The organism is Arcicella lustrica (genome assembly GCF_034930985.1).
In the GTDB taxonomy this organism is placed as follows: domain Bacteria; phylum Bacteroidota; class Bacteroidia; order Cytophagales; family Spirosomataceae; genus Arcicella; species Arcicella lustrica.
The window spans coordinates 67,458-80,130 of sequence record NZ_JAYGIM010000020.1 but is presented as its reverse complement, the minus strand read 5'-3'; the positions used below and the strand labels follow the sequence as shown (position 1 = coordinate 80,130).

Below are 12,673 nucleotides of genomic sequence, written 5' to 3'. Positions count from 1 at the left end.
AATGACCATTAAAAAAATCATTGGACAAGTACACCTCTGGCTCGGATTAGTATCTGGGCTAGTGGTGTTTATATTAGGGGTAACAGGTTGTATTTACTGTTTTGAACAGGAACTTCAAAATTGGTGGAAAGCTGATAAGCTTTATGTTTCGGCACAAAAGCAACCTTTGCCATTAGACAATCTCCATGCCATTGCGCAAGCCCAATTAGGAAAAGAGAAACCCATTACTCGTATTGTTACGAGTGTTGATAAGCAAGGAAGTTACCAATTTGTAGCATTCAAATACAACGCTAAAGGGTGGAATTATTTTCAACAATGGGAGTACAATAATACGGTTTATCTTAATCCTTATAACGGAGCAGTATTGGATGTAGAAAATACAAAATACACGCTATTCCCAATTGTTTTGCGTTTGCACTACGATCTACTTTTGGGTAAAGTCGGGAAACAAATTGTAGGTTGGAGTACCGTCATGTTTATTGTTTTATTGATTTCGGGTTTAGTCCTTTGGTGGCCTAAAAATAAAGCAGCGCTAAAACAACGTATTCGTTTTGACTGGAAAAAAACAACACAATGGAAGCGTAAAAACTATGATTTACACAATGTTCCGGGCTTTTATAGCTTATTGTTAGCATTATGTATTTCACTTACTGGGCTTTGGTTTGCTTTCGATTGGTTCAAAGCAACGGTGATTTGGACAGCTAATGGTGGGCATATTCCTGCCAAAGAAGTACCCGTAAATTCAGATACTTTATTGACGGCTCAAACTTCACGCATTTTACAGAAAGTATCAGACAAAGCACATCAAACAGTGCCAGCGGGCAAGGTTTTTATGTTTAACCTTCCAGAAAAAGAGAATGCCAAAGGGACAATTCGTGCCAATATTTACCACAACGCCGATAATTATATCAAAAGAAGCTTCTTGACATTCGACCAAAAAAGTGGAGAACTAATCAAAAATAAAGCCTACGACACACAGACAGGCGCAGAAAAATTCACTGCGATGATTTATGATATTCATGTCGGAAAAGTACTTGGACTTACGGGTATGATATTGGCTTTTATGGCTTCGTTTATTGCCGCTTCATTGCCTGTTACGGGTTTTTACATTTGGTGGGGTCGAAGAAAAAAGGAAAAAAAGCAGTCAAAAACGATTAAACATTCCAAAGAAGGATCACAAAAAGTAATATCAAAAATTTCATGAAAAAACTATTCACCGCTATTGTATTGATGGGAGTATCAATCTTAGCAAATGCTCAAAAATCAGAAGACATCAAGGCAATCAAAGGACAATGTGGTTGTTTTGATATAAAATTTAGCTACGCCGAAACGTTTGCACCAGAAAAAAGCTATCAATTTCACGACCGTTATGTAACAGGTGGAAGAGAATGGGTTTTTATAGATGAAGAAAGCAAAGATAAATTAGTGTTAATGCACTTATTGGTTATTAATGACACCATGGTCATAAAACACTGGCGTGAAGATTGGCAATATGAAAACACAGATTTATTGGCTTTTGATAAAGGAATGACTTGGAAAGCAACCCAATTGCCTAAAAACCAAGTAAAAGGACAATGGACACAATCTGTTTTTGAAGTAAACGATATGCCACGTTATGAAGGTACGGCTTCGTGGATTCATAAAGATGGAAAACATCTTTGGGCAAATATTACAGATGCGCCACTTCCAAGAAGAGAATATACTAAACGTTCTGATTATCAGGTATTAAGAAGAAATAATCGTATTCATGTTACGCCTGCGGGTTATTTGCACGAACAAGATAACGATAAAGTAATTCGTGATGCTTTGGGTGATAAATTATTGGCTCAAGAAAAAGGCTTGAACGATTATCAAAAAGTAGATGATGCTAAATGTAAACAAGCCATTGATTTTTGGGCAAAAAACAGAGAGTATTGGGTAGATGTACGTGCCGTTTGGGGACAATTGATTGCCCAAAACAAAGGATTAAGCCTAAAAGCTAAATCAGAAGATGGAAAAATGTTGTGGAAAGAATTAGATGATTTAGTAGAAGGGTTCAAGAAAAAAGAAGCTAAAAGTACTGCTCAACGCCAAACAGAAATTCGTTCGTTAATTAATAAATATCTGATTAATAGCGATTTGTATTCTTTTAAAAATTAACTTTTAAGAAGAAAGATTTTAGAGAAAAGATACAAGATGATGGACAAATTCAAGTCCTAATTCCTGATTGGAAATAAAAGGCAAATTGAAATACGAAATAGATATATCAATGTATATTTGTTTCGTATTTTAATTGATAAAGAGATGAGCTTCCCAGAAAAAACAATTTTTGTATGCGATGGAAAAAAATGCGGCAAGCATAAAGATGTCCGAAAATTTTTGAAGGAGTCTATCAAAAAGCATGGTATGGATGATACCGTCGGTATAGTCAAAATAGAATGTACCGATCATTGCAAGCATGCTCCGGTGATGTGTTTTCAACCCAGTAATCAATGGTTTACTGAGGTTTCGATATGGCAAGCAGATAAACTTTTTAAGGAAATAATTTTAAGCTAAAGCAAAAAGGGCTTTCTGAATTACTCAGAAAGCCCTTTTTCATTATAATGATTTTATTACTCGTCGCTACCAATTTTTGCGATTTCTTTATCCAGTACAAATTTCCCTGTTGGGCTTTCTGAATCAATCAAATCGAATAATTCTAAGGCTCTGCGAGCATTCTTTTCTTCTTCTCTTTGTTCAGTTACAAACCACATCATAAAATCTTCAGTAGCATAATCGTTTACTTCACGAGCTTTTGCTACAATTTTATTGATTGAAATGGTTACTGCAATTTCACTTTGTAAAGCGATTTCAAAAACACTTTTCAAAGAAGCAAATTCCTGCGCTACTTCATCAATCACTGGTGTGATGGCAGTTCCGCCTACTTCTGTGATATATTTAAAAATCTTAAGGAAGTGTTCTCTTTCTTCTTCAGCTTGTTTGTAAAGATATTCAGCAGACTTTGCATATCCATTTCTATCTAGCCACGAAGCCATCGCTAAATATCTTTGAGAAGCCTCAGCTTCTATCTTGCACTGAGCATTTAATGCTATTTCGATTTCTTCTTTAAGAGAAGTACGGAGTCTTAATAAATCTTTCATGTTGTTTCTCTTTTTTATATAGGTCAAATTACTAAAAAAGGAAATAGAAAGCTTTGGTATTGAAGAAAAATGCTTAGAATTTGTACTAAGTCTAAACAACTTCGAAGTCTCCCAATACCTCGTGCAACATCGAATACATTTCAAGTGCGAATCTTGCTCCATCAAGCAATTCTCTTAATTGAACAATATCACATAAAGTTAATTTAAGCGAAAGCTGATTTTGAGGAAACTCAAGAATCTCAAAGTCATATTGATCTGAAATGTTAAAAATCATTTCATGAATATTAACCGCTTGAACTTTTCTTCTGAAAGCTAAAAAATCTTGAATTTTAAAAGCAAAGGTCAATTCTTTAAAATTCAAATAAATTTTATCCGATAAATCGCATTGCAACACACTTCCCTTTTGGGTTGTGAATAATTCATGTTGGTAAGTACTCGAAAATAACATTGATTCTCATTTTTTATCTTCCTCAAAATTAAGCTTCAAAAAGAATTAAATCAAGCATTATTTGAAATAAGTCTAAATAAAGTTTAACAAAGGCAATATTTTAAATGAAAAACAGCTAAAATGCCTTATTTCGACATATAACTAATTACGTTCTAGTACTTTACTCTTTCAACTAAACCGTTTTCTTTTTTTGTTGATAGTCTGCAATCGTTAGTAATAATGATGGCAATAGAATCAAATTGGTAACCATCGCAACCAATAAAGTAATTGAAACCATTACGCCCATTGCCGCAGTACCACCAAAACTTGAAACTGCAAAAATTGAGAAACCACAGAAAAGAATAATTGCGGTATAAACCATGCTTAAACCCGTGCCAAAAATACTGTTGGTAATGGCTTGCGAAACGCTATGACCTCTTTCGTATAATTCCTGACGATACCTTGTTAGGAAGTAAACCGTTCCGTCGGAAGCAATTCCGAAAGTAATGCTAAATACCAAAATGGTAGAAGGTTTAAAGTGAATATCCCAGAAACCCATCAAACCTGCTGTTAATGCCAAAGGAATTAAACAAGGAAGTTTTGAGAGAATAATTACTGGAATAGAACGGAAAAGTGCCATGCCAACAATCGCAATTAAACCAATGGCAATCAATAAACTTTCGTAAAGATTTGAAAGTAAGTAATCGTTGCTTTTCAAGAAAACCAAACTATGTCCTGTTAAACTTACTTTGTATTCTTTTGGGTCGAAGATTTCATCTACTTGTGGGCGAATTTCATCTATTAATTCTTTAATACGTACAGAACCCACATCAGCCATTTGGAAACTGATACGAGTAACACTTTTATCTTCATTCAAAAACGATTTGAATTGTTTTGAAGAAGCGCTACCATTCTGTACATATTCCGTCAATTTAGCAAGTTCCAACACGTTCGGCAATACAAAATACTTAGCATCGCCACCACGATATGATTGATATAAAAACCTAGTTGCTTCAACAATTGATAATGGTTTTGAGAATTCCTTATAGGCTCTCATTTTGTTTTGTAAAGCCTTGATTTTGTATAAAGTACGAGCCTGATCTGCAAAAACTCCATTTGGCTTTTTTGTATCAATCATGATTTCGAAAGGCAAAACACCATTGAAGTTTTTCTCGAAAAATCTTAAATCCGTGTAGATTGGGTCATTTTTTGGTAAATCATCAACCACATAACCAATCACTTGTACTTTGGTGATGCCATAAGCTGAAATCAGAACTACAACCAAAACCACAGAATAAATGGCTTTTCGTTGATGATGCACCAAGTAGTTGATTTTTGCTAGAAAATTATTAATCCATTTTACTTCCAAATGTTTTAAATGACGAGCCTTCGGCAAACCCATGTAAAACAGCGCAATCGGAATTAATAGAATACAAAGCAGATAAGTAATCATGACATTGAGTGCGGCAATGACACCAAATTCAACTAAAAGGCTACTGTTGGTAAAGTAAAAAACGCCGAAACCAATGGCTGTGGTGACATTCGCCAAGAAAGTAGAAAGCCCAATACCAGTAATCATATTTTTCAACGCCAGCTCTTTATCGCCATGCTGAATTAATTCTGCTTGGTATTTATTAATCAAGAAAATGGCATTTGGCACACCGATTACAACTAATAATGGTGGAATTAATCCTGTTAGAATTGTGATTTTATAGCCAATTAATTGAAGCGTTCCCAGTGAAAAAATCACACCAACCAGTACCACAACGATTGAAATAAGCGTAAAGCGCACTGAGCGGAAGAAGAACCAGAGAATAACACCCGTAATCAAAATGGCTAAACCCATAAACAGTTTCATTTCCTTCGAAACCTTTAGCATTGTAGCGGTACGGATAAAGGGCATACCCGAAAAGTGTAATTCGGTCTGATTTTTAATGGAGTAATCTGTCGCCAGTTTTTTTATCTGATTTACAATGGCAATTCTATTGGCTGAATTCAATGTTTTTTCATTGAAAGTAATTGCCATCAAAGCCGTATTGCTTTCTTGATTAATTACCTTTCCGTCGTAAAATTTCAAGGCTAAAACCTTTTGCTGAATAGAATCTAATTGTACTTGAGAAATAGAAGTATTGCCATGAATTGGCACAACTTCAAATTTTTTGAGGGCATCATTTCGCTTTAATTCGTATAGATTGGCAATCGAAATAATGTTTTTGATACCTTCTAATTGTTTAATATCTTCTGTTAGCTTAACCAGATTTTGATACTTTTCTAATTCAAAAAGCTTTGGCGACTGCCAGCCGATTACCATGATACTACCGTCTTCACCAAAAGTTTTACGAAAATCTTGGTACTCTTTTTCGATAGGGTCGTAGGCGGGAAGAATCCTAGCAATTTCATAAGAAAGCTCAATTCTGCTAGCTTCATAACCCATAAAAATCGTTGAACTGAGAATAATTCCTATCCAGAGTATGCGATATTGGATGATTAATTTGGCAATTGTATTCCACATAATGATATGATTTTGGAATCCTGATGTAGCAACAAAAGGATTATTTCCTGAATAAACAATCAGGAATCAGTAAGGATATTGCCTTTCATTTTTAGATTTTTCTAATAAATGGAAAGCGATAAATTGATAAAACTAGTGATTGAATAACGTAAAATCATCAAAAACTTTGTAAAGCTTTTGTGAAATTGTTTTCAAGAAGAAACTCAAGGGGCATTTTTAGCGATAAAATGCTCAAATAAAATCTGATAAAAATATCGTTTAAAATGAGAGGGCGTTTCAAACTGGAATGCTAAAGGATTGGTATTTTGAATGCAAGAAAGGATTGATAACGTTTCGGGCTGCTCGTCTGTAGCGTTTAAGTCTATAAATACTCTAATATTTGAGCCAAGGGTTTGTTGTTCGCTAGGACTTTCAATTTTGCATTTGTGTTTGCCAAAATACTGTGCCTGTTTTACCGAAAGAGTTCTTCCATAAACAGAAAACACCAATATTTGACACATCAATAATGTGCTAAATAACCGTATTATGAAAGATTTTTTTTGCATATCAGAATGCAAAAATAGGGTGTTTTTTGTTAGAAAGAAAGATTTTTAACAAGAAGAGGCTAAGGCAGAGGAACAAGAAAAAAGCCCTGCATCAGAATGATACAAGGCTGAATTACAAATTGAAAGCAAAGAGGGTTCTTAAACTTTTGTTTTAACCAGTTTTGAAAGTCCTTTTGTCGCTTTCCACTGGTCATTTCCTCCAAGTACGTTTTGTACTGTATATTTCTTGAGGTCTGATTTCTCTAATTGTTTCGACCATTGTACTCTTGCTTGCGAAATTCCACCAACTTCTTTTGAATGATACTCTGCATAGAAAGCAGTTTTTTCGGCATTTACTTTATGCCAATTGTGCCATCCTTCTGGCTTAATGATGTTCGACATTTCGCAACATAAAAATACAGTTTTGGCATAATCTCGCCACGGTCTTCCTAAATAATAAGTAGCGGCTGGGGCGCTTCCCGTTAAAGTACAACGGTTAAAAACAAAACCATGAGATTGATTCTCTGGTGTTGAGGCAGCCGTAAAAAAACCTGCATCTAATTTACCATTTAATTGGCAATGGTCAAAATAAGCAATTGCCCAACCAAAGATAAAATCGACAGTGCCTTCAATATAGCAGTTTTTATAATATTGTCGAGTACCAGCACGCTTAGGATATAATGTATCTTGAAACCCTAGAAAGCGACAATTGATAAAACGAGCTTTATCGCCATCAACCAACATCGCTACTGCTTGTCCTACAGGACCAGCACCATTTGCAAAAGTAATGTTTACGGCAGTAAAATCATCTGCAACAATTCTTGCCGATGCAGAAGTGGTAGTACTTATTTTTATGCCGTTTTTCCCTAATTTCCCAGAATAATCATCGAAAGTTAAAATAGTCCCAGAAGCATTTTCTCCGACGAGCGTCACCATATTTTTGGTAGAATCTAGTACGACTTTTTCTTTATATGTGCCGTTTTTAACAAAGATAAAAACAGGGCTATTATTGTTAAGAGGAATAGCATCAAAAGCTTCTTGGATACTTTTAAAATCTCCGCTACCATCTTTCGCCACCGTTATTTGTTTAGCTGGTGAAGCCAATAAATCCATACTTAGCATACAGCATAAGTAAAGGAAAAAGTATTTTAATTTTGACATGGTATTTGTCTATTCAATATCAGGAACAGTTTTGGCTAAATCAAGCCAAAATGCACCCTTATTTAATGTTTAGTAATTGTTTTTGGTTAAGTAATCTTTAGTTTTGTAAAATTATATAAACTTATCAACAAAAAATATGATTTTAATTGTCTTTTTGTAAAATATTACTAAGAAATGAAGTTTTTTGATGGAAGAGAACCTCAGTAATGGGTTTAAAACAAAGAAGACTTCCAATTAAATAGAAGTCTTCCTTTATTGAATATGAATGATTTTGCTTAAATTGTAATTGCTTAAATACTAAAAGGTTATGGCTGAATCAATTTATTTTAAGGATATATTTTTATCAACAATTTACGATGCTAAAAGTAAAAGAATAAGAGTACGCCCAAAAGAAGGTCAAAAAGTTCCAGTTTTGTGGGTGAGCTGTTCCCGAAAACAACGTAGCCAAATGCAATTAGGAACGGTTTTTAGGACAGATGTAAAATTAATTAATACAGGAAAAAGAAAACCATACTTAGCTGCCACTAAAAAAATTATAGGGCAGCTAAGTTTATTCTAATTTGTCTTAATGATTTTTTTCACCATTTGATCTTTTCCTTGAACTACTTCTATTGCATAACTTCCAACAGGTAAGTCACTAAGGCTTATTTTTTGAGAGAATTTTACGCCAGTTTTTTCATAAACATCTTGAATCATTACTCTGCCTAGTGTTAAGTCGCTTACTTTTACTTCTAAATTTTCAGTGCTTTCGTTTTCAAGGGTTAATAAGACATAATCAGTTGTTGGATTAGGATATGTATTTAATGATGTTAACGCAGGCATTTCATTACTTAACTTTTCTGTACTAGCAAGGCTAAACATTTCTTTAGTAGAAGTAACGCTTCCCGTTTTAACTGTTGCTGTTTCTGTAGCAGTTGGTATAAAGAAAATCGGTGTTTCAGTAACGTTTAACGTAAATTTTCCTGAGCTACCAGTAAGTGCCGAAACACTCATAGAATCTGCGCCTACTTTTGGAGCGTATAAATTTCCTTTTGAAACATTCCCAAGATTCAAAGTATAGCTTCCTGTACGACCTTTTTCATCTGGAATAAATAAGACATAAGCAGATTTACCATTTAATTCATAACGGTCAACCATTGGGTCTTGAGAAATCGTTTCTTTATATACATATTCACCCATCAATTTATTTGTTTGATATAGATAATCTGCTGCAGGTCTGCGAGTTTTATCTTGATTGATTAAACCAGATGAACTAAAATGTAGCGGGTTCGCAAAGTTATCGTCATAGATTTCATAAAAGAAAGTTTTAGCAACACCTAAACGATTGTACAACAATGATGATCTTAAAGTCCAATCTGCTTGCGTAACATATTCAGATTTATTTCCGATTGGAATCGCTTTCAATGCACTTCCTTGATTGATGTCATAACCCAATTCTGAAATCCAAACAGGCATATCGTAAGCATAATCATGAGCCATTTGAACAAAGTCTTTAGCTGTTTGACCTGCACTAGATACTTCTGGTGCAGCACCACGACTAGATGTTCCGCTTTGACTAGAATTAGCATCATCAGAGTAAAGGTGATAGTTGATTACGTCCCAGCATAAATCAACCTTTCCATCAGCTTTATAGCCTCTGAATTCTTTACACCAGTCAATCATTCCTCTTACATAATCTGTTGATGCTGATGCCAAACCTGCCATTACAACGTTCATTGTAGGGTCTGCATTTTTTACCCCTACGCCTGGCCCCATTGTATTTTTGTGACCATCATAGAATGCAGATAAATTTGCTGCATGCTCACGAGCGGTTTGATATGCACTACGTCCTTTCCACCATTTATCACGTTCGTTACCACATTCCATGTATTTAACTACTCCTAAGCCAACTTTAACAGTATTTACACGGTCGAAAGTCCATCTAGGTTTATCATAAACACTCAAAAGACTTCTATCAACATTAGTATTATTTCCATAACGAGCTGCAAATTGAAAAGCAACACGAGCTTGCTGAATATAAGAAGCAGGGTCAGTGACAGATTTTCCGAATTTAACAGGAGTAACATTTCTATCTCTTTGTTCTTCAGGATAGGTATTTACAAGCCAGTCTGGTGCTGTTTGAATACAAGCTAATACTTCGATACCTTGTTTTTTGCAACGGTCATATACTTTATCGTAATCCCAACCACCATTAAATGTAGGGTTGAAAGTATAGCTTCCTTCACGAGCTTCTAGTTTATCCCAGTCGATATAATGGCGGAAACCAGTAAAAGATTTAACAGCATTGAATTTTGTTTCGTCAATTTCATCAGCATCAAATGGGTTATAAAAATCCCATTCAAAACCGTTTGCACCAAAACCATCTCTCATTTTAACGGTGTTGTGTGCTACTGTTACTGGTTTAGTACTTTGCTTATGTGTACCATACAATTCCATTTCATTTGGATATTGGCCATGAGTATTGATAACCAAGTATCTAATTTTTCCAGTTGGAGGGGTTGCTAACACGAAAGAATTAGGATTAGCAGGATCTGGCCCCACCCATTCTTGATAAGCTTCTCCTGTAAATTTAGCGACAGGAATTCTTTCCCATTTATCTGTAATGATAGAAAGTGTCATTGGGTCATTTACGAAAATACCTTGCCCGTCATAAAAACGAATACTTTCTAATGTAATTTCTTCATCATCAAGAAGTGGATAGTAAGCATCGTAATTCGTCATTACTTTTATCCAACTTTGTTGAACAGTAGTTGTTATATCGCCATCCACTAATTCTTTCAAGCCTCGTCCAATGGTATTAAGTTCATACCAACGTTTCGGGTCGATTGTAATTTTTGTACCTTTCACAACAGGGCTTGGTGTAGGCGTTGGAGTAACCACAACTGGATCAGGTTCAGGCGTTACAACTGGTTCTTCTGGTACTGATACAGCAGGAGTTGTGGCCGCTAAACCATAAACATATACTTTTTGCGGAATATCATTTCCATATTTACGAACAATAATGGCATCAGCATCGAATGGGCTTGCCACAACAATGTCAACAAATGTTTTATAAGTAAGTCCTTCGAAAAGCCCAAGGAATATTTTATTTGCACCATCTAAAGCATAAAGAGAAACAGGATGCTCTGTAAAAGTTCCTTCTGTATCATACAAAGATAATTTTGTGATTTTACTGCGTTTTTCTAGTGTCAGTTTAACATCAACCCATTTATTGTTATTACTTCCCCAAGCACTTTCAACGTAGTTGTTTAAATCATCATTCAACCAAGGAGTAAAGTCTTGTCCTGTATTTTCGCTAGGTTTTACAGCAATGATTTTAATGCGTTCTGGAATAGCCGTTGGTTCTGTTGGAGTAGGTGCGGGCGTTGGAGTAACCACAACTGGATTAGGCTCAGGTGTTACAACTGGTTCTTCTTGTGTTGATACAGCAGGAGTTGTGGCCGCTAAACCATAAACATATACTTTTTGCGGAATATCATTTCCATACTTACGCACTATAATGGCATCCGCATCAAATGGGCTTGCTACCACAATATCAACAAATGTTTTATAAGTAAGTCCTTCAAAAGTACCTAGTAATGTCTTATTCGTTCCGTCTAAGGCATAAAGAGATACAGGGTGTTCAGTGAAAGACCCTTCTGTATCATACAAAGATAATTTTGTGATTTTACTGCGTTTTTCTAGGGTCAATTTTACATCAACCCATCTATTATTACTACTTCCCCAAGCATTTTCAACGTAATTGTTTAAATCATCATTCAACCAAGGAGTAAAGTCCTGACCTGTTTCCTCACTTGGTTTTACAGCAGTTATTTTAATGCGTTCTGCCGCAACTGTTGGTGCAACCACAACAACTGGCGCAGGAGTTACAACAGGTTGTGTTGGAACAATAATGGCACTTGTTGGAATACCATAGATTTGAACCTTTTGCGGAATATCATTGGCATATTTATGAATGATGATAGCCTTTGCATCAACAGGAGTATCGAGAATGATGTCAACAAACGAATTATATGTTAGCCCTTTAAAAAGACCTAAGAGTACTTTGTTTGTGCCATCTGTAGCATAAATTGATACGGGAGTATTTTCAAAAGTTCCTTGCGCATCGTATAAAGATATTTTAGAAACTTTACATGACCTTTCTAATGAAAGCGTTACATCAACCCATTTGAAATTTCCTGTCCAAGCACTTTGTACTTGATCATTCAAGTCATCATTTAGCCATGGACTATAATCTTGTCCTGTATTTTCGCTAGGAGTGATAGAAGCAATTTTGATTCTTTCAATACTTTGGCTAAAACCTAGAAGTGGAGCTAGGTATATTAAGATAAAAAGTAAGCGTTTTTCCATTGTTTATTGGCGGTTAAAAATGGAGTGAATAAAAAAGTAAAAAATAAGATAATTTCAATGTTATTTATAAAATTTTCAATTTGTTTTGAAGCAAACGAAGAATTTGTTATCCCAAGTTAAGAAATTAAGTTGGCTATTTCTGTAAAATATTAAAAAATAATTAAAATTTATTTTCCAATTTCAGCTTTTATTTACTCGTTTCGACGTAAAAAAATTGAGAAGATAGCGTTGATTGAAAATATACTTGTATTCATAACTTTTATTCTTCAAAAGTTATTTTTACAAAATTTTCATTAAGTTTTATGTGTTTTCATAAAATATACGAGAACAACAAGTGCATAGTCGCAAAAATCTTAAAATAAAGAACAAAAAATATAAATAATTTTATATAAAGCTAGCCACAATTCATTCAATAGCGTTATGAGTACAGTTTCATAAAAGTATGATTAATATCAAATATTAAGATTTGAGATACTTTAAATGTGGAAAACAGATTTAATGATGAATGAAGTAGAAACATAGACTTAATGTATTTAAATAATAGATTTGTTACAATAGAATTGGATTGATTGTATTTCCT

10 protein-coding genes are annotated in these 12,673 nt (G+C 34.6%); 4 read left to right on the top strand and 6 right to left on the bottom strand.

Annotated features, from left to right (window positions below; translation table 11 throughout):
• Position 1: 1 nt before the first annotated feature.
• From VB798_RS22430 to VB798_RS22420, 3 genes are all read left to right on the top strand, one after another.
• Positions 2-1,204 (top strand): PepSY-associated TM helix domain-containing protein, encoded by a 1,203-nt coding sequence (locus tag VB798_RS22430; RefSeq protein WP_323689484.1) that lies wholly within the window; start codon positions 2-4, stop codon positions 1,202-1,204.
• The gene (locus VB798_RS22425; RefSeq protein ID WP_323689483.1) at positions 1,201-2,139 is read left to right on the top strand and encodes a DUF6607 family protein; all 939 of its coding nucleotides are present in this window, start codon (positions 1,201-1,203) and stop codon (positions 2,137-2,139) included. Before VB798_RS22430 ends, VB798_RS22425 begins: the two co-directional genes overlap by 4 nt.
• A gap of 144 nt (positions 2,140-2,283) precedes the next feature.
• The gene (locus VB798_RS22420) at positions 2,284-2,535 is read left to right on the top strand and encodes a (2Fe-2S) ferredoxin domain-containing protein (RefSeq protein WP_323689482.1); all 252 of its coding nucleotides are present in this window, start codon (positions 2,284-2,286) and stop codon (positions 2,533-2,535) included.
• A gap of 56 nt (positions 2,536-2,591) precedes the next feature.
• Here the strand turns inward: VB798_RS22420 and VB798_RS22415 are convergent, their stop codons facing one another.
• From VB798_RS22415 to VB798_RS22395, 5 genes are all read right to left on the bottom strand, one after another.
• Positions 2,592-3,119, bottom strand: coding sequence for a ferritin (locus tag VB798_RS22415; RefSeq protein WP_323689481.1), 528 nt, complete (start codon positions 3,117-3,119; stop codon positions 2,592-2,594).
• A gap of 91 nt (positions 3,120-3,210) precedes the next feature.
• A complete protein-coding gene (locus VB798_RS22410) occupies positions 3,211-3,567 on the bottom strand; it encodes a hypothetical protein (RefSeq protein ID WP_323689480.1) in 357 nt (118 codons plus the stop codon).
• 172 nt (positions 3,568-3,739) lie between these two features.
• Positions 3,740-6,058 (bottom strand): efflux RND transporter permease subunit, encoded by a 2,319-nt coding sequence (locus VB798_RS22405; RefSeq protein WP_323689479.1) that lies wholly within the window; start codon positions 6,056-6,058, stop codon positions 3,740-3,742.
• A 203-nt stretch (positions 6,059-6,261) separates the two neighbouring features.
• Entirely contained in the window at positions 6,262-6,558 is a 297-nt protein-coding gene (locus tag VB798_RS22400; RefSeq protein ID WP_323689478.1) for a hypothetical protein, read from the bottom strand.
• Between the two features lie 183 nt (positions 6,559-6,741).
• The gene (locus tag VB798_RS22395; RefSeq protein ID WP_323689477.1) at positions 6,742-7,743 is read right to left on the bottom strand and encodes a pectinesterase family protein; all 1,002 of its coding nucleotides are present in this window, start codon (positions 7,741-7,743) and stop codon (positions 6,742-6,744) included.
• A gap of 307 nt (positions 7,744-8,050) precedes the next feature.
• Here VB798_RS22395 and VB798_RS22390 point away from each other — a divergent pair, with 307 nt between their 5' ends.
• Positions 8,051-8,302 (top strand): hypothetical protein, encoded by a 252-nt coding sequence (locus VB798_RS22390; protein WP_323689476.1) that lies wholly within the window; start codon positions 8,051-8,053, stop codon positions 8,300-8,302.
• Here VB798_RS22390 and VB798_RS22385 read toward each other — a convergent pair.
• A complete protein-coding gene (locus VB798_RS22385; RefSeq protein ID WP_323689475.1) occupies positions 8,299-12,093 on the bottom strand; it encodes a T9SS type A sorting domain-containing protein in 3,795 nt (1,264 codons plus the stop codon). The two genes, VB798_RS22390 and VB798_RS22385, sit on opposite strands and share 4 nt — an antisense overlap.
• Positions 12,094-12,673: the final 580 nt, after the last annotated feature.

Coding starts and splice junctions, on each gene's coding strand:
- VB798_RS22430 (WP_323689484.1), top strand. CDS start 2: ATGACCATTAAAAAAATCATTGGACAAGTACACCTCTGGCTCGGATTA.
- VB798_RS22425 (WP_323689483.1), top strand. CDS start 1,201: ATGAAAAAACTATTCACCGCTATTGTATTGATGGGAGTATCAATCTTA.
- VB798_RS22420 (WP_323689482.1), top strand. CDS start 2,284: ATGAGCTTCCCAGAAAAAACAATTTTTGTATGCGATGGAAAAAAATGC.
- VB798_RS22415 (WP_323689481.1), bottom strand. CDS start 3,119: ATGAAAGATTTATTAAGACTCCGTACTTCTCTTAAAGAAGAAATCGAA.
- VB798_RS22410 (WP_323689480.1), bottom strand. CDS start 3,567: ATGTTATTTTCGAGTACTTACCAACATGAATTATTCACAACCCAAAAG.
- VB798_RS22405 (WP_323689479.1), bottom strand. CDS start 6,058: ATGTGGAATACAATTGCCAAATTAATCATCCAATATCGCATACTCTGG.
- VB798_RS22400 (WP_323689478.1), bottom strand. CDS start 6,558: ATGTGTCAAATATTGGTGTTTTCTGTTTATGGAAGAACTCTTTCGGTA.
- VB798_RS22395 (WP_323689477.1), bottom strand. CDS start 7,743: ATGTCAAAATTAAAATACTTTTTCCTTTACTTATGCTGTATGCTAAGT.
- VB798_RS22390 (WP_323689476.1), top strand. CDS start 8,051: ATGGCTGAATCAATTTATTTTAAGGATATATTTTTATCAACAATTTAC.
- VB798_RS22385 (WP_323689475.1), bottom strand. CDS start 12,093: ATGGAAAAACGCTTACTTTTTATCTTAATATACCTAGCTCCACTTCTA.